This window comes from Anaeromyxobacter soli, assembly GCF_022808855.1.
Classification (GTDB): domain Bacteria; phylum Myxococcota; class Myxococcia; order Myxococcales; family Anaeromyxobacteraceae; genus Anaeromyxobacter; species Anaeromyxobacter soli.
In genome coordinates this window covers 35,283-51,989 of record NZ_JAKZLF010000030.1, presented here as the reverse complement: position 1 = coordinate 51,989, position 16,707 = coordinate 35,283, and the positions used below count along the sequence as shown (strand labels likewise).

At 73.7% G+C, this 16,707-nt stretch carries 17 protein-coding genes; 16 read left to right on the top strand and 1 reads right to left on the bottom strand.

Features of this window, described 5'->3' with window-relative positions; translation table 11 throughout:
- Positions 1-186: 186 nt before the first annotated feature.
- The 16 genes from hprK (at position 187) to MLV88_RS18235 (ending at position 15,909) form a co-directional block, all read left to right on the top strand.
- Entirely contained in the window at positions 187-1,152 is a 966-nt protein-coding gene (gene hprK, locus MLV88_RS18310; protein ID WP_242341085.1) for an HPr(Ser) kinase/phosphatase, read from the top strand.
- Positions 1,149-2,033 carry an RNase adapter RapZ gene (gene rapZ, locus MLV88_RS18305; protein WP_242341084.1) on the top strand — a complete coding sequence of 295 codons (885 nt, stop codon included), beginning with the start codon at positions 1,149-1,151 and terminating at the stop codon, positions 2,031-2,033. Before hprK ends, rapZ begins: the two co-directional genes overlap by 4 nt.
- 71 nt (positions 2,034-2,104) lie before the next feature.
- Positions 2,105-2,527 carry a PTS sugar transporter subunit IIA gene (locus MLV88_RS18300; protein WP_242341083.1) on the top strand — a complete coding sequence of 141 codons (423 nt, stop codon included), beginning with the start codon at positions 2,105-2,107 and terminating at the stop codon, positions 2,525-2,527.
- 31 nt (positions 2,528-2,558) lie between these two features.
- Positions 2,559-3,053, top strand: coding sequence for a PTS sugar transporter subunit IIB (locus tag MLV88_RS18295; protein ID WP_242341082.1), 495 nt, complete (start codon positions 2,559-2,561; stop codon positions 3,051-3,053).
- Between the two features lie 10 nt (positions 3,054-3,063).
- Positions 3,064-3,768: a PTS sugar transporter subunit IIC gene (locus MLV88_RS18290; RefSeq protein WP_242341081.1), complete on the top strand. Its 705-nt coding sequence runs from the start codon at positions 3,064-3,066 to the stop codon at positions 3,766-3,768.
- Positions 3,765-4,532, top strand: coding sequence for a PTS system mannose/fructose/sorbose family transporter subunit IID (locus tag MLV88_RS18285; protein WP_308197076.1), 768 nt, complete (start codon positions 3,765-3,767; stop codon positions 4,530-4,532). Before MLV88_RS18290 ends, MLV88_RS18285 begins: the two co-directional genes overlap by 4 nt.
- A gap of 4 nt (positions 4,533-4,536) precedes the next feature.
- Positions 4,537-4,809 carry an HPr family phosphocarrier protein gene (locus tag MLV88_RS18280; RefSeq protein WP_242341079.1) on the top strand — a complete coding sequence of 91 codons (273 nt, stop codon included), beginning with the start codon at positions 4,537-4,539 and terminating at the stop codon, positions 4,807-4,809.
- Complete coding sequence (ptsP, locus tag MLV88_RS18275) at positions 4,806-6,605, top strand: phosphoenolpyruvate--protein phosphotransferase (protein ID WP_242341078.1); 1,800 nt, start codon at positions 4,806-4,808, stop codon at positions 6,603-6,605. The genes MLV88_RS18280 and ptsP overlap by 4 nt, the downstream gene beginning before the upstream one ends.
- A gap of 164 nt (positions 6,606-6,769) precedes the next feature.
- Positions 6,770-7,939 carry a methionine adenosyltransferase gene (metK, locus tag MLV88_RS18270; RefSeq protein ID WP_242341077.1) on the top strand — a complete coding sequence of 390 codons (1,170 nt, stop codon included), beginning with the start codon at positions 6,770-6,772 and terminating at the stop codon, positions 7,937-7,939.
- Between the two features lie 293 nt (positions 7,940-8,232).
- Positions 8,233-9,201, top strand: coding sequence for an ArsR/SmtB family transcription factor (locus MLV88_RS18265; protein WP_242341076.1), 969 nt, complete (start codon positions 8,233-8,235; stop codon positions 9,199-9,201).
- A 50-nt stretch (positions 9,202-9,251) separates the two neighbouring features.
- The gene (gene ahcY, locus MLV88_RS18260; RefSeq protein ID WP_242341075.1) at positions 9,252-10,733 is read left to right on the top strand and encodes an adenosylhomocysteinase; all 1,482 of its coding nucleotides are present in this window, start codon (positions 9,252-9,254) and stop codon (positions 10,731-10,733) included.
- Positions 10,734-10,879: 146 nt separating this feature from the next.
- Positions 10,880-11,797, top strand: a complete 918-nt coding sequence (locus MLV88_RS18255) for an undecaprenyl-diphosphate phosphatase (RefSeq protein ID WP_242341074.1) — start codon at positions 10,880-10,882, stop codon at positions 11,795-11,797.
- Entirely contained in the window at positions 11,794-12,384 is a 591-nt protein-coding gene (locus MLV88_RS18250; RefSeq protein WP_242360944.1) for an NUDIX hydrolase, read from the top strand. The genes MLV88_RS18255 and MLV88_RS18250 overlap by 4 nt, the downstream gene beginning before the upstream one ends.
- Positions 12,381-13,472 carry a mannose-1-phosphate guanylyltransferase gene (locus MLV88_RS18245; protein WP_242357011.1) on the top strand — a complete coding sequence of 364 codons (1,092 nt, stop codon included), beginning with the start codon at positions 12,381-12,383 and terminating at the stop codon, positions 13,470-13,472. The genes MLV88_RS18250 and MLV88_RS18245 overlap by 4 nt, the downstream gene beginning before the upstream one ends.
- A gap of 104 nt (positions 13,473-13,576) precedes the next feature.
- Positions 13,577-14,947 carry a phosphomannomutase/phosphoglucomutase gene (locus MLV88_RS18240; RefSeq protein WP_242357013.1) on the top strand — a complete coding sequence of 457 codons (1,371 nt, stop codon included), beginning with the start codon at positions 13,577-13,579 and terminating at the stop codon, positions 14,945-14,947.
- 2 nt (positions 14,948-14,949) lie between these two features.
- Positions 14,950-15,909, top strand: coding sequence for an ROK family protein (locus MLV88_RS18235; RefSeq protein WP_242341472.1), 960 nt, complete (start codon positions 14,950-14,952; stop codon positions 15,907-15,909).
- A gap of 3 nt (positions 15,910-15,912) precedes the next feature.
- On the opposite strand, the gene MLV88_RS18230 is transcribed toward MLV88_RS18235, so the two are convergent.
- Positions 15,913-16,704, bottom strand: a complete 792-nt coding sequence (locus tag MLV88_RS18230; protein WP_242360942.1) for an energy transducer TonB — start codon at positions 16,702-16,704, stop codon at positions 15,913-15,915.
- Positions 16,705-16,707 lie beyond the last annotated feature (3 nt).

Here is a 16,707-nt window from a genome sequence, read left to right as displayed (position 1 = left end):
CGCGACCCGGGCCGCGGCGCTCGCCGTGGCCCTCCGCCCGCTCGCTCCGTCCGCCCGTCCCGGTCCGCGCGGCGCGCCGGCGTTCCGCGCCCGGCCCTGCGGCGCGGACCTCGGGGCGCGGCGGGCCCGGGGAGGCGTGCCGACGAGGTAGCGGCCAGCCGTTTCCGCGGGTTAGACTCCGCCGCGATGGACGCGATCCGCGTCGGGGCCCTCCTCGACGACAAGAAGTTCGACCTCCGGCTCACCCTCGTCGCGGGCAAGCAAGGGCTCTCGCGCCGCATCAGCTCCGCCCGGATCCAGAAGCCCGGGCTCGTGCTGGCCGGCTTCACCGAGAACCTCCACCGCGAGCGGGTCCAGGTGTTCGGCAACACCGAGATGAGCTACCTGCAGACGCTGCCGCGCGAGCGCGCGGTGGACGTCCTGCGGAGCTTCTTCTCCGCCGACATCGCCTGCCTCGTCGTGACGAAGGGGCTCGAGGTGCCGCCCGAGATGGCGGCCGCGGCCGACGAGTCCGGGGTGCCGCTCCTGCGCACGACGCACCTCAGCTCGACCTTCATCGAGGGCGTCCAGAACTACCTCGAGGACATCCTCACCGCGCAGACCTCGATGCACGGGGTGCTGCTCGACGTCTTCGGCGTCGGCATCCTGCTCCTCGGCAAGTCGGGCATCGGCAAGAGCGAGATCGCGCTCGACCTCGTCATGCGCGGCCACCGCCTCGTCGCGGACGACATCGTCGACGTGAAGCGGCGTACGCCCGACTCCGTCTACGGCGCCGGCTCCGAGATCATCAAGCACCACATGGAGATCCGCGGGCTCGGGATCATCAACATCAAGGATCTCTTCGGCGTCGCGTCCATCCGCGAGCGGAAGAAGATCGAGATCGTCCTCGAGCTCGTGGAGTGGGATCCCAGCGTGGAGTACGACCGCCTGGGCGTCGAGGAGAAGAAGTTCCGCATCCTCGACGTGGAGATCCCGATGCTCATCGTCCCGGTCCGTCCGGGCCGCAACATGACCACCATCGTCGAGGTCGCGGCGCGCAACCACCTCCTGAAGCTCCAGGGCCACCACTCGGCCCGGGAGTTCCAGGAGCGGCTGAACCGCGCGATCGCGCTCGCCCCCGGCGGGCGAGTCGGGGAGCTGGACGTCGAATGATCGAGAACGCGAACCACGGCGCGGCGGAGGTCGTGATCCTCACCGGCGTGTCCGGCTCGGGGAAGTCCACCGCGCTCCGCGCGCTCGAGGACGCCGGCTTCTACTGCGTCGACAACCTGCCCATCCTGTTCCTCGAGAAGCTGCTCGAGCTCTCGGGCCACACCGCCGGCGAGGTGTCGCGCCTCGCGCTCGTCGTCGACGCGCGCGAGGGGCGCTTCCTCGCCGACGCCCCGCGCGTCATCCAGGAGATCCGCCAGCAGGGGGCGGACGTCGAGGTGCTGTTCCTCGACGCCTCCGACGAGTCCCTCGTGCGCCGCTACTCGGAGACGCGGCGGCGCCACCCGCTCGCCGGCGAGACCGGCACCGTCCCCGACGGCATCGCCGCCGAGCGCCGCGCCCTCGCCGCGCTGAAGGCGATCGCCGACGAGGTGATCGACACGACGACGCTGAACGTCCACGAGCTGAAGCGGCTCGTCACCCGGCGCTTCGGGTCCTCGGAGGGCGCCCGGCTCGGCGTCACGGTGGTTTCGTTCGGGTTCCGCTTCGGCCTGCCCACCCACGCCGACCTCGTGCTCGACGTGCGGTTCCTCCCGAACCCCTACTTCATCCCCGAGCTGAAGTCGCACCCGGGCACGGACCCGCGCGTGGCGAGCTTCGTGCTCGGCCAGGCCGACGCGAAGGCCTTCCTCGAGCGCACCGTCGACCTGCTCGGCTTCCTGCTCCCGCGCTACCGCGCCGAGGGGAAGAGCTACCTCACGATCGCGATCGGCTGCACCGGCGGAAAGCACCGCTCGGTGGCGCTCGCCGGCGCGCTCTCGGAGCGGCTGGAGGCGGGCGGCCAGCCGGTCCGGCTGTGGCACCGGGACGTGGAGAAGGAGTAGGGCGCCGGCACCGCTGGCCCCCGGGGGCGCGCGAGGCTATGGTACGCCCGCGCCGGGGGAGGAGCATCCTGATGGTCGGTCTCGTCGTCGCCACGCACGGCAATCTCGCGCAGGAGCTGCTCCGCACCGCGGAGGGCATCGTCGGTCGCCTCGAGCAGTCCGAGGCGGTGAGCATCGGCGCGGGCTCGTCCATGGAGGACTGCCGCGCCCGCCTGGGCGAGGCCGTGAAGCGCGTGGACGCAGGCGAGGGCGTGCTCGTCCTCACCGACATGTTCGGCGGCACCCCGGCGAACCTCGCGCTCACCTTCCTCGACGAGAAGCTCGAGGTGGTCACCGGCGTGAACCTCCCCATGGTGCTGAAGCTCGCCACTGCCCGGGCGGAGAGCCTCGGCCTCCACGCCACCGCCGAGCTCCTCACCGGCTACGGCCAGAAGAACATCACGCTCGCGTCCGAGCTCCTGCGCACCCGGGCACGCACGAGCCGTTCGTCGTGAATCGCGCAGCCCGCGCAGCCGTCTCTACCCCGTGATCTCCCTCGTCCGCGTCGACAACCGGCTCCTCCACGGCCAGGTGCTCGAGACCTGGCTCCCTCGCCTGGGGGTGAAGGAAGTGGTCGTGGCGGACGACGAGGCCGCGTCGAGCGTGCTCGCCCGCGCGGCGATGACCCTGTGCGTCCCGCCCGAGCTGCCGGTGCGGATCGAGCCGCTGCGGGCGATCGACTTCGGGGCGCTCGCGGAGTCCGACCGGCCCGTGCTCGTGCTCGTGCGCGACGTCGCCCAGCTCGCCGAGGCCCGCGCCGCCGGCCTCACGCCGGCGCGGGCGCGGCTCCTCAACGTGGGCAACGTGCACTTCGGCCCGGGGCGCAGGGCCGTCACGCCCTCGGTTTTCCTGTCGGAGGACGAGATCCGGACGCTGCGCGAGCTGGCCGCGGCGGGCTTCGAGGTGGAAGCCCGCTCGGTGCCCACCGAAGCCCCCGCGGGGATCGACGAGATCGAACGCCGGTACGCCGCGGCCCGTTAGGTTACACTGCTTGGGCTTGTCCTACCTCGTCCTAGGGGTCGTCGCGGGCCTCGCCGCGATCGAGCGCAAAGGCTTTCTGCAGGCCATGCTCTCGCGGCCCATCGCGCTCGCGCCGATGACCGGCTGGGCGCTCGGCGATCCGCACGGCGGTCTCCTCGTGGCCCCACCGCTCGAGCTGCTCTGGCTCGGCGCGGTGAACCTCGGCGCGGCGTTGCCGGTGCACGAGGCGCTCGGCACGGTGGCCATCACGGGCGGCGCGGTCCTCGCCGGGCGCGCGCTCGGCGTGGGCGTCTCGCCGGAGGTGGCGATCCTGGCCGTGCTCCTCTGCGCGCCGCTCGCCCACCTCGGGCGCGTCGCGGACCGCTTCGTCGAGCTCTGGAACGATCGGCTGGCGGTGCGCGCCGAGGCCGCCCTCGCGGGGGGCGATGCACGCGCCGCGGTGCGCTGGAACCTCCACGGGCTCGTGGCCCCGTTCGCCGTCGCCGCGCTCCTCGCGCCCGCCGGCGCCGCCCTCGCCGCGGTGGTGATCCCCGCGTTCCTGCGCGCGGTACCCGGCGCGACCGGACCGCTCAGGCTCGGCTTCTTCGCCTTCGCGGCGCTCGCCGCCGCCTCGGGCGCGAAGGCGCTCCGCGCGCGCGAGGCGCCGCGCTTCTTCTACGGCGCCCTCGGCGGCGCGCTCGCGGCGGGGCTGCTCATCGGGGGGGTCCTGTCGTGAGCCCGGCCCGCGTCCCCCCAAGGACGCTCGCCCGCGTGTTCTGGCGTTGCCTGTTCCTGCAGGCCGCCTGGAACCGGCGCGGCATGCAGAACCTCGGCTTCGCCTACGCGATCGAGCCGGCGCTCGCCGCCCTCTATCCGGAGCCCGGGCGGCGGCGCGAGGCGCTCGAGCGCCACCTCCAGTTCTTCAACTGCCATCCGTTCATGGCCGCCGCCATCGTGGGCGGCGCGATCCACCACGAGGAGCGGGTCGCCGCCGGCGAGGAGCCGCCCGGCGCCGCCATCCGCTACAAGACCACGCTGCAGGGGCCGCTCGCGGCGCTCGGCGACGGCTTCTTCTGGACGGCGCTCCGCCCGTTCTGCGGCGCGCTCGGCGCCGCCGGCGCGCTCGTCGTCGGCGTCCCCGCCATCGTGGCGGCCGTCCTCCTCTACAACGTCATCCACTTCTCCCTGCGCCTCGGGCTGTTCCGCGCCGCCTACCGCGGCGGAGACGCCGTCGTCCCGGTGATCGCGCGGCTCGGGCTGCCCCTCGCGGCCGACCGCCTGCGCGCCGCCGGCGTCGCCCTGTGCGGCGTCGCGGCGGCCATCGTCGTCCTCCGCGGCGCCGGCGCGGCGGGGGCCGCGGCCGGGATCGTCGCGGCGCTCGTGGCCGGGACCGGCTACGCCGCGCTCGTCCGCGGCGCGCGCCTCCTCCCCACCGCCTACGTCGCCGCCCTCGCGGGCATCGCAGTGGCGGTGGCGGGCCACCTCCACTGGAGCAGCTAGCCGCATGCCGAGGCACGAGCGCACCTTCGTCATCGTCAACTCGCTGGGGCTCCACGCCCGCGCCGCGGCGCAGCTCGTCCAGACGGCGAACCGCTTCCGCTCCGAGATCCACGTCGAGAAGGACGGGATGCAGGTGAACGGGAAGAGCATCATGGGCGTGCTCACGCTCGCGGCCGCGAAGGGCTCCTCCATCGTCGTGCTCGTGGAGGGAGAGGACGCCGACTCGGCGATGACCGCGCTCGCGAAGGTGATCGAGAACGGGTTCGGAGAGAAATGACGCCGGCCTCCGCCTCCATCCTCGTCGGCATCGCCGCGTCCCCCGGGATCGCGATCGGGCGCTGCTGGCCGGTGGACCGGCGGCGGGTGCGTGCGCCGAAGCGCCGGCTCGCCCCGGAGGAGGTGGAGAGCGAGCTCGCCCGGCTGCGCACCGCGCTCGAGATCTCGGATCTGCAGCTCGCGGAGGTGCGCGAGAAGGTGGAGCGGGCGCAGGGGGCGCAGGGCGGCGCCGAGCACACCGCCATCATCGACATGCACCGGATGATGCTGAAGGACGAGATGCTCGTCCTCGAGGCGCAGCGGCTCATCCGGGAGGACCGCATCAACGCGGAGTGGGCGGTGAAGCGGGCCGTCCGCAAGATCAAGAGCGCCTTCCACGAGCTGGCGGACGAGTACTTCAAGGAGCGCCGCGCCGACGTGGACTACGTCGGCGAGCGCGTCATCAAGAACCTCCTCGGCCAGGCGCCCGACGTGGAGGAGCCGCCGCCCGAGGGCGCGATCATCGTCGCGCACGACCTCTCGCCGGCCGACACCGCGCTCCTGCTCCACGAGCGCAAGGTCGCCGCGTTCGTGACCGACACCGGCGCGAAGACCTCGCACACCGCCATCGTCGCGCGCGCCCTCGAGGTGCCGGCGGTGGTGGGCGTGGGGCGCATCACCACGCTCGCCAGCCGCGGCGACTGGATCGCCGTCGACGGCAGCCGCGGCGTGGTGGTGATCAACCCGTCCCCCGGCGACCGCGTCGAGTACGAGGTCGCGCGGGAGCGGTTCCTCGAGGCGGAGCAGGTGCTGCTCCGCACGCGCGATCTCCCGGCCCGCACGCTCGACGACGTCACCGTGCGGCTCGCCGGCAACATCGAGTTCGTGGAGGAGGTCCCGAGCCTCGTGGCGCACGGCGGCGAGGCGGTGGGGCTCTACCGCACCGAGTTCCTGTTCCTCGGCCGCCACGACCTCCCCGGCGAGGGCGAGCAGTATCAGAGCTACCGCCGCGTCCTCGAGGCGCTCGCGCCGAAGCCGGTGACGATCCGCACCTTCGACCTCGGCGGCGACAAGCTGCCGGTGGGGATGCGCGTGCCGGCGGAGAACCCCGCGCTCGGCCTGCGGGCGATCCGCTACTGCCTGCGCCAGCCGGAGATGTTCCGCATCCAGCTGCGCGCCCTCCTGCGCGCGTCGGTGCACGGGAACCTCCGCATCATGTTCCCCATGATCTCGGGGGTCGCCGAGCTGCGCGCCGCGCGCCGGCTCCTCGGCGAGGTGCGCGAGGAGCTGCGCCGCGAGGGCGTGGCGGTGCGCGACGACGTGCCGGTGGGGATCATGATCGAGCTGCCCTCCGCGGCGCTCATCGCCGACCGGCTCGCCAACGAGTGCGACTTCTTCTCCATCGGCACGAACGACCTCATCCAGTACGCGCTCGGGATCGACCGCCAGAACAAGGACGTCGCCTACCTGTACAAGCCGCTCCACCTCGCGGTGCTGCGGATGCTGAAGCAGATCTGCGACGCGGCGCAGGCGGTGGGGATCCCGGTCTCGATGTGCGGCGAGATGGCAGGCGAGCCGACCAACGCGCTCGTGCTCATCGGCCTGGGCGTCTCCGAGCTGTCGATGAACGGCTCCGCCATCCCGCTCGTGAAGCGCGTGATCCGCGCCGCGCGCGCCGAGGACGGTCGCGCCCTCGTCGAGCGGCTCCTCTCGTTCACGACCGCCGACGACATCGAGCGCGAGGTGCGCACCGAGATGCTCCGCCGCTTCCCGGAGCTGCTCGAGGCCGAGCCGGCGCTCGGCCCCGTGTCAGGGTAGGGGAAGGACCCCTCGCCCGTCCGCCCGGCGGCACGATCGCGCGCTCCCAAAGCGCGTCCGCAGAGCCGCAAGACGCGCGCGGTGGAGGACCGTCCGTCATATTGACAGGGTCCGCCCCCGCCGCGTACCTTCGCCACCCCCACGCCCACCGGAGAACCCGTCCGATGCCGCACACCGACTACCTCTTCACCTCCGAGTCCGTCACCGAGGGCCATCCCGACAAGATGGCGGACCAGATCTCGGACGCGGTCCTCGACGCGGTGCTCGCGCAGGACAAGAAGGGGCGCGTCGCCTGCGAGACGCTCCTCAAGACCGGCTACGTGATGATCGCGGGCGAGATCACGACGAGCGCCCGCATCGAGTACCCGAAGCTCGCGCGCGAGGTCGTGAAGCGCATCGGCTACGTCTCCGGGGAGATGGGCTTCGACGGCAACACCTGCGGCGTGCTGGTCGCGGTGGACCAGCAGTCGCCCGACATCGGCCAGGGCGTCGACGTCGGCGGCGCGGGCGACCAGGGCATGATGTTCGGCTACGCCTGCGACGAGACGGCGGAGCTCATGCCGGCGCCCATCCAGTACGCGCACGCCGTGACGCGCCAGCTCGCCAAGTCGCGCCGCGCCGGGCTCGACTTCCTCCGCCCCGACGGCAAGAGCCAGGTGACGGTCGAGTACCGCAGCGGCAAGGTCGCGCGCATCGACACGGTGGTGGTCTCGACGCAGCACGCGGAGAGCGTCTCGAACCGCAAGCTCCACGCCGCCATCCGCGAGGAGGTCATCGCGAAGGCGCTGCCGAAGAAGCTCGTCGACAAGAAGACCAAGATCTTCATCAACCCCACCGGCCGCTTCGTGATCGGCGGGCCCATGGGCGACACGGGCGTCACCGGCCGCAAGATCATCGTGGACACCTACGGCGGCATGGGCCGCCACGGCGGCGGCGCCTTCAGCGGCAAGGATCCGTCGAAGGTGGATCGCTCCGCCGCGTACATGGGCCGCCACATCGCGAAGAACGTCGTCGCGGCCGGGCTCGCGCGCCGCTGCGAGGTGCAGGTCGCCTACGCCATCGGCGTCGCCGAGCCCGTCTCGGTGATGGTCGAGACGTTCGGCACCGCCCTCGTCCCGGAGGAGCGCATCGCCCAGGCCGTCCGCGAGGTGTTCGGCCTCACGCCCAAGCAGATCATCGAGGGCCTCGACCTCCTGCGGCCGATCTACGAGAAGACCGCCGCCTACGGCCACTTCGGCCGGACCGAGAAGGAGTTCAGCTGGGAGCGCACCGACAAGAAGGACGCGCTCCGCGACGCCGCCGGCGGCAAGGTCCGCGCGGTCGCCGGCGCCTGAACGGATCTTGCGGGGGCTGCGCCCCCGCCCCGACGACGGCTGGCCGCCGTCCTCGGGGCCCCACCCCTGCTCGCCGGGTACGTGCGCCGCCGCGTGGCGGCTGCGCCGCGAACGCGGCAGCGCCCGGGCGGGCTCGCTGCGCTCGCCGGAATTCGGCCGACGCCCGCCCGCGCCGTCGCCTCCTCGAGGGCCCGCACCCGGAAACGGGGCGGGCCCTCTTCCTTCGTGGGGCGACGGGGCGTCCTTGACCGCCGCGGGGTCCGCGCCATATATCCGTCCATCCGGATGGAACGATGACCGTTGCCGCCCCCGCCCGTCCCCCCGCGGACGCCCTCCTCGGCTGGATGGAGGGGCTCGCCGATCCCACCCGGCTCAGGCTCCTGCACGCCCTCGAGCGCAAGGAGCTCTCGGTCCTCGAGCTCTGCGAGGTGCTGGCGCTGCCCCAGTCCACCGTCTCCCGCCACCTCAAGGTCCTCTCCGGCCAGGGCTGGCTCGTGAGCCGACGGCAGGGGACCCAGAGCCTCTACGGGTTCGCAGAGGACGTCGCGCCGGGCGCCCGCCGGCTCTGGCTCCTCGCCCGCGCGGAGAGCGAGGGCTGGCCGGCGGTGAGGCAGGACGCCGGACGGCTGCAGGCGGTCCGGGCCCGCCGGGACGGCGCCGAGCGCTTCTTCGCGGGCGCGGCGGCGGCGTGGGACAAGCTCCGCGCCGAGGTGTACGGCCCGGGCGTCGCGCGCGAGGCGCTCCTCGCGCTCCTGCCCGCCTCCTGGACGGTCGCCGATCTCGGCTGCGGCACCGGCGCGCTCGCGGCCGACCTCGCGCCGCGCGTGCGCCAGGTGCTCGCGGTCGACCAGTCCGGCGCGATGCTCCGCGCCGCGCGCCGTCGCTGCGCCGCGCTGCCCAACGTCGAGCTGCACGAGGCGCGGCTCGAGGCCCTGCCCATCGCCGACGGGCGCTGCGACGCCGCGCTGCTCGTGCTCGTCCTCGCCTATCTCGACGACCCCGCGCCCGCGCTCCGCGAGGCGGCCCGCGTGCTCGCCCCGGGCGGCCGGCTCGTCGTCGTGGACGCCGCCCGCCACGCCGACGCCGCGCTCCGCCGCCGGATGGGCCAGGTCCGCCCCGGCTTCGCGCCGGAGGAGCTGGAGGCGCTCCTCGCCGCCGCCGGCCTCGCCGCCGTGCGCGTCCGCGCCCTCCCGCCCGAGCCCGGCGCCCGCGGGCCCGGCCTCGTCGTCGCGACGGCCGAGCGCGCCGCGCGCCGCCGCTGACCGAAGATCTTCACGACCCACTACACGAAGCCACGAGCAAGGAGAGCACCATGGCCGTCCCCGCCGCCCGGAAGAAGCAGCTGAAGCCGCCCGCCGCGCCCGTCGAGCACCGCGTGAAGGACCTCGCGCTCGCCGACTGGGGCCGCAAGGAGATCGAGCTCGCCGAGAAGGAGATGCCCGGCCTCATGGCGGTGCGGCGCGAGTACGCGCGCAAGAAGCCGCTCGCCGGCCAGCGCATCACCGGCTCGCTGCACATGACCATCCAGACCGCGGTGCTCATCGAGACGCTCGCGGAGCTCGGCGCCGAGGTGCGCTGGGCGAGCTGCAACATCTTCTCGACCCAGGATCACGCCGCCGCGGCGGTGGTGGTCGGGCGCGGCGGCAGCCCGGAGGCGCCGCGCGGCGTGCCGGTCTTCGCCTGGAAGGGCGAGACGCTCGAGGAGTACTGGGACTGCACCGAGCGGGCCCTCGACTTCGGCGCCGGCAAGGGGCCGACGCAGATCGTGGACGACGGCGGCGACGCGACGCTCCTCATCCACAAGGGCTTCGAGTTCGAGCAGGCCGGCAAGGTGCCGCGCGGCTCCGCCAGCGACTCCGAGGAGTACGCCGTCGTCCTGAAGCTCCTCGCCCGCGAGCTGAAGAAGGACCCGCAGCGCTGGACCCGCGTCGCGAAGGACTGCGCGGGCGTGACGGAGGAGACGACCACCGGCGTGCACCGGCTCTACGAGATGCAGAAGGCGGGCACGCTCCTCTTCCCCGCCATCAACGTGAACGACTCGGTGACGAAGTCCAAGTTCGACAACCTCTACGGCTGCCGCCACTCGCTCGTGGACGGGCTCAACCGCGCGGCCGACGTGATGCTCGCCGGCAAGCTCTGCGTGGTGTGCGGCTACGGCGACGTGGGCAAGGGCTGCGCGCAGGCGCTCCGCGGCCAGGGCGCGCGGGTGGTGGTGACCGAGGTCGATCCCATCAACGCGCTGCAGGCGTCGATGGAGGGCTACCAGGTCGTGCGCGTCGAGGACGTGGTGAAGGAGGCGGACGTGTTCGTGACCGCCACCGGCAACCTCGACGTCATCACCGTCGAGCACCTGAAGCAGATGAAGGACTGCGCGATCGTCGGCAACATCGGCCACTTCGACAACGAGATCGACATCGCGGGGCTGAAGAAGGTGCCGGGCGTGGAGAAGGTGAACATCAAGCCGCAGTACGACGCCTTCGTGTTCCCCGACGGCCACCGCGTGCTCGTCCTCGCCGAGGGCCGGCTCCTCAACCTCGGCTGCGCGACCGGCCACCCCTCGTTCGTGATGTCGAACTCCTTCACGAACCAGACGCTCGCCCAGCTCGAGCTCGCCACGAACCGGGCGGCCTACGAGAAGAAGGTCTACGTGCTCCCGAAGCACCTCGACGAGAAGGTCGCGGCGCTGCACCTCGAGCAGATCGGCGCGAAGCTCACCAGGCTCACGAAGAAGCAGGCGAGCTACCTCGGCGTGCCGCCGAACGGCCCGTTCAAGCCCGATCACTATCGTTACTAGCTCCAGCGCGGGGGCTCGCGGCCGCCACGGTCGCGAGCCCCGCCAGGTCGACGCCGCGAGCGGGGCGGCTCCGGTGGAAGGGCCCCGCGGGCGGGAAGTCCGCGCGTTGATGATCCGGGGACTGTGGACTAGGGTTCGGTCCGCGCATGAGCCTCCTCGCCGCCGTCTTCCTCGGGATCCTCCAGGCCGCGACCGAGTTCCTCCCGGTCTCGTCCACCGCCCACCTGCTCGTGTTCGGCGAGCTGCTCGGTCACGACCTCGCCGATCCGCGCTTCCGCGCGTTCGCCACCATCATCCAGACGGGCACCACCCTCGCGGTGCTCGTGTACTTCCGCACCGAGATCTACGCGCTCGCGGTGGCGGGCCTGCGCTCGCTCGCCCGGCGCCGGCCGCTCGAGACGCCACAGTCGCGCCTCGCCTGGTTCATCGTGCTCGGCACGATCCCCGCGGCCGTGCTGGGCAAGCTGTTCGAGAAGCGCATCGAGGCGCTCGGGAACTGGGTCATCGCCGGCTCGCTCGTCGCGCTCGGGCTCGTGCTCCTCGCCGCGGAGCGGTACGCGCGCCACCTGCGCCACGTCGAGGACGTGCGCGCCGTGGACGCGGTGCTCATCGGCGTCGGCCAGGCGCTGGCGCTCGTCCCGGGCAGCTCGCGCTCCGGCACGACCATCACCACCGGCATGCTGCTCGGCTTCACGCGCGAGGCGGCGGCGCGCTTCAGCTTCCTCCTCTCGGTGCCGATCATCCTCGGCGCGGGGGCCTACAAGCTGTGGAAGACCGTGCCGGTGCTGCGCGGCGAGCCGGGCTGGGCCCTCGCCACGCTCGTCGGCACGGCGGTGTCCGCGGTCGCGGGCTACCTCGTCATCGACTGGCTCCTCGGCTGGCTGCGCACCCGCACCACCCACGTGTTCGTGGTCTGGCGGATCGCCGCCGGCGTCGCGCTCGCGATCCTCATCTGGCAGGGCGTGCTCCCGGCCGGCGAGCACCCGGCGCCGCCCGCGCCGGCGACCGCCGCGGCCCACGCAGGAGCCGCGCCGGCGCCGCTCGGCGCCGCGCTCCGCCGATGAGCCTCGCGGCGCTGCGGACCGCGCTCGCGGCGCGCGCGCCGGGCCTCGCGCCGCTCGACGAGATCCGCCCGGGGGCGATGCCGCCGGGCGGCTTCCTGCGCGCCGCGGTGCTCGTCCCGCTGCACGCGAAGGACGACGCGCCGCACGTCCTCCTCACCCGCCGCACCCGGCACCTCCGCCGTCACCCCGGCCAGATCAGCTTCCCCGGCGGCCGGGTCGATCCGGAGGAGGAGCACCTCGCCGCGGCGCTGCGCGAGGCGCGCGAGGAGATCGGCCTCGATCCCGCCCAGGCGGAGGTGATGGGGCGGCTCTCCGAGACGCTCGTGCTCACCTCCGCGTTCTGCTTGACGCCCTGGGTGGCGACCGTGCCATATCCCTACCCCTACGCGGCGGCGGCCCACGAGGTGGAGGAGATCCTCCACGTGCCGTTCGCGGCGCTGCTCGCGCCGGGCGCGCACCGGACCGAGCGCGCCGAGGCGTGGGGGCTGCCCGTGGACGTCCACTTCTTCAGCGTCGGCGGCGACACGATCTGGGGGGCGACCGCCCGCATCCTGGCGGAGCTCCTCTCCATCTGGAGGACCCTGTGAAGATCCACCCCGTCATCATGGCCGGCGGCTCCGGCACCCGCTTCTGGCCGCTCTCCCGCAAGGACCGGCCGAAGCAGTTCCTCCGCCTCGCCGGCGACGCGCCGCTCCTCGCCGCGACGGTGGCGCGCCTCCCGCCGCTCGCCCGGGCCGACCGCACCTGGGTCGTGTGCGGGCCGCAGCACGCCGCCGCGGCGCGGCGGATGCTCCCCCAGCTGCCGAAGGATCACTTCATCGTCGAGCCCTGCGCGCGCAACACCGCGCCGTGCGTCGGCCTCGCCGCGCTCCACGTGGCGGCCCGCGATCCGCAGGGGATCATGGCGATGCTCCCCGCCGACCACCACATCGCCAAGCCCGCCGCGTTCCGCGACGCGATCGCGGCGGGCGCGCAGCTCGCCGAGCGCGGCGCCATCGCCACCATCGGCATCCGCCCGTCGCGGCCGGAGACCGGCTACGGCTACCTGAAGCTCGGGCCGCGCCTCGCGGCGCGCGGCGGCAAGGGTGCCCCGCGGCTCCACGCGTTCAAGGTGGAGCGCTTCGTCGAGAAGCCGGACGCGAAGACCGCGGCGCGCTACCTCGCCGACGGCTCCTACCTCTGGAACTCCGGCATCTTCGTCTTCCGCGCCGACGTCATCCTCGAGGAGATCCGGCGCGCGATGCCGGTCCTGGGCGAGCAGCTCGCGCAGATCGCCGCGGCGCTGGGGACCCCGGCGTACGCCCGCACCCTGAAGCGCGTCTTCCCCGAGTGCCCGTCCATCTCCATCGACTATGGCGTCATGGAGAAGAGCGATCGCATCGCGGTGGTGCCCGCGGACTTCGGCTGGAGCGACGTGGGCAGCTTCGCGGCGCTCCCCGACGTGCGGAGCACGGACGCGACCGGGAACGTCGCCGAGGGCGACGCGCTCGTCATCGACGGAAGGAACAACGTCGTCATCGCCACGGAGGGCCGCCCCGTCGCGGTCATCGGCCTCGACGAGGTGGTGGTGGTGGACGCCGGGGACGCCATCCTCGTCTGCCGCCGCGACCGGGCGCAGGACGTGCGCAAGGCGGTGGAGGAGCTCACCCGCCGAGGCCGCGACGAGGTGCTCTGATTCGGGGGGGCCGCGCGCGCCCCTTCGTGCTAGACAGCGCCCGTTCGCCCCGTCGTGGCGCGCCGCGGGGGGCGGCACGACATTACTCGCACCGGAGGACCCCCATGGCGACGCTCTCCCCGACGATCTTCCGCGAGTACGACATCCGCGGGCTCGTCGATCAGGACCTCACGGAGGAGGCCGTTCACCTCGTCGGGAAGGCGCTGGGCACGCGCATCCGCGAGGCGGGCGGGCGCAAGGCGGCCGTGGGGAGGGACGCGCGCCTCTCGGGTGAGCGCTTCCGCGACGCGATGGTGTCGGCGCTCGCCTCCACCGGGGTGGACGTGCTCGACCTCGGCGTCGTGCCGACCCCGCTCACCTACTTCGCGGCCCACACCGCGGGCGTGGACGGGATCTGCATGATCACCGGCTCGCACAACCCGCCGGAGTACAACGGCCTCAAGGTCGGCCTGGGCGCGGCGACCTTCCACGGCGAGGAGATCCAGGCGCTGCGCCGGCTCGCCGAGTCCGGGAAGTTCGCCACCGGGGCGGGGAAGGTGACGCCCTACGACGTCGTCGCCCCCTACCGGAAGTACGTGCAGGAGAACCTCCGCCTCGGCGGCCGCAAGCTCAAGGTGGTCGTGGACGCCGGGAACGGGACGGGCGGCGTCATCGCGGTGCCGATCTTCGAGGCGCTCGGGATCGAGGTGGTGCCGCTCTTCGTAGAGATGGACGGCCGCTTCCCGAACCACCACCCGGACCCCACGGTGGAGAAGAACCTCGAGCACCTGAAGGCGAAGGTGCTGGAGACGAAGGCGGACCTCGGCATCGCCTACGACGGCGACGCGGACCGGGTGGGCGCGGTGGACGAGAAGGGGAACGTGCTCTGGGGCGACCAGATCATGATCCTCTTCTCCCGCGCGCTGCTCGCGGAGCAGCCCGGCGCCGCCATCGTCGGCGAGGTGAAGTGCTCGATGTCGCTCTACGACGACATCGCGAAGCGCGGCGGCCGCGGGATCATGTGGAAGGCCGGGCACAGCCTCATCAAGGCGAAGATGAAGGAGGAGCACGCGCTGCTCGCCGGCGAGATGAGCGGGCACATCTTCTTCGCCCACCGCTGGTTCGGGTTCGACGACGGGATCTACTCGTCGGGGCGGCTCGTCGAGCTGCTCTCCCGGACGAGCGCGCCGCTCTCCGCCCTCCTCGCCGACGTGCCGCGGACCGAGTCGACGCCGGAGCTGCGGGTCGACTGCCCCGAGGACAAGAAGTTCGAGGTGGTGCGGCGGGCGCAGGAGTTCTTCTCCGGGCGCTACGAGGCGGTGACCGTGGACGGCGTGCGCGTCGTCTTCCCCGACGGCTGGGGCCTCGTGCGCGCGTCGAACACGCAGCCCCTGCTCGTCCTGCGCTTCGAGGCGCGCACGCGGGAGCGGCTCGACGAGATCGAGCGGCTCGTGCGCGGCAAGGTGCAGGAGATCATGCGCGAGCTGGGGGCGTAGCGATGCCGCTCGGGATCGGCGTGGACCTCGGCGGGACGAACGCCCGCGCTGCGGTGGTCGACACCGACACGGGCGAGATCGTCGCCGCCCACAAGGAGCCGCTCCGCGAGCGCGAGCCGTCGCGCGTCGTCGCCGTCGTGCAGCACGCCATCGCCGAGGCGTCGGCCGCGGCGGGGCTCGCCACAGGGGCGGTGGGCGCGGTGGGAGTGGGCGTCGCCGGCCAGTGCCTCGGGCGCACCGGCGTCGTCCTGAACGCGCCGAACCTGGGCTGGCGCGACGTCGCCTTCGGCGCGCTGCTCTGCGACGCGCTCGGGCTGCCGGTGCGGGTGGCGAACGACCTCTCGGTCGCCGCGTGGGGCGAGAAGCGCTTCGGCGCGGCCAAGGGGCTCGACGACGTCGTGCTCGTGTTCGTCGGCTCCGGCGTGGGCTCCGGGCTCATCCTGGACGGCCGCCTCTACGACGGCGCGCAGGGCGTCGCGGGCGAGTTCGGCCACGTGAAGGTCTGCCCGCTCCGGCCGGAGACGTCGGTGCGGCGCTGCGGCTGCGGCGACTGGGGCTGCCTCGAGGCCTACACCTCCGGCGTGAACGTCGCCGCGCGGGTGCGGGAGGAGATCGCCGCGGGCGCCCGCACCGCCATCTTCGAGCGCGTGGCGGGCGATCTCGGCCGGGTGAACGCGAGCCTCGTCGACGACGCCTACCGCGAGGGCGACGCCTACGCGCGGGCGCTCTGGGGGGAGGTCGGCGAGCTCCTCGGCACCGCCATCGCGAACCTCGTCACGCTCCTCAACCCGGCCCGGCTCATCCTCGGCGGCGGCGTCCTGCTCGGCAGCCCCGCGCTCGGCGACCTCGTGCGCAGCGCGTTCGACGAGAAGGTCTCGAAGTCCGCGGTGAAGCAGCTCAGCATCGAGCACGCCTGGCTGGGGGATGATGCCGGGGTGATCGGAGCCGCAGTACTGCCCTGATTGCTAGGGCAGCTCGTAGCGGACCGTGTAGCGCAGCCGCGTCGCCACGCGCTCCTCGCCGCGGCGGGCGGGCTCGAAGCGGCAGTGGCGCTTCACGCCCGCGACGGCCGCCTCCCCCAGGCCGTGGCCGGGCTCCTCCACCACCTTCGCCTCGGCGACGCGGCCCGCCTCGTCCACGACGAGCGTCAGCACCACGCGCCCCTCCACCCCGGCGCGGCGGGCGGCCTCGGGGTACTCGGCCTGCGGGATCTCGCAGGCGACCGGGCGGGGCAGGGTCGTCACCTGTGCCGGGGGGACGTATCGCTCGGAGCGGTAGGCCTGGACGTCCTCCGGCTCGGGGGCGGTGCGCGGCGCCTCGCCGTGGAGCGTGTTGCCGGCCGGGGCCGCGAAGCTCCCGCCCTCGGTGGTCGCCGACATCGAGACGCCGACCCGCACCGGGGCGCGCCTCGGCGCGTCGCGCGGGGGCTCGGTGTTGGGCGGGGGCGGCGCCGGATCGGGGCGCGCGAGGCGCGGCGCGTCGGGAGTCGCCGGGGCGCTCCGTCGCGGGACGGGGCGGCGAGGGATGGGCGCGGGCTCCGGCTCGCGCGGCGGCGCCGGCTCCGGCTCGCGCGGCGGCGCCGGCTCCGGGGTGGGGGCGGGCGGCTCCGGCGCGGGAGGCGGCGCGGCGTCGATCACCTCCACTCGGAGGTCCTCGCCGGGCGCGGGCAGGGGCGGCAGCCGGGAGAGCGCACCGAGCGCCGCGAGGTGGAGCGCGGCGGAGACGGCGTAGGCGAGGTGGGGCTCGAGGCGCCCCATCCG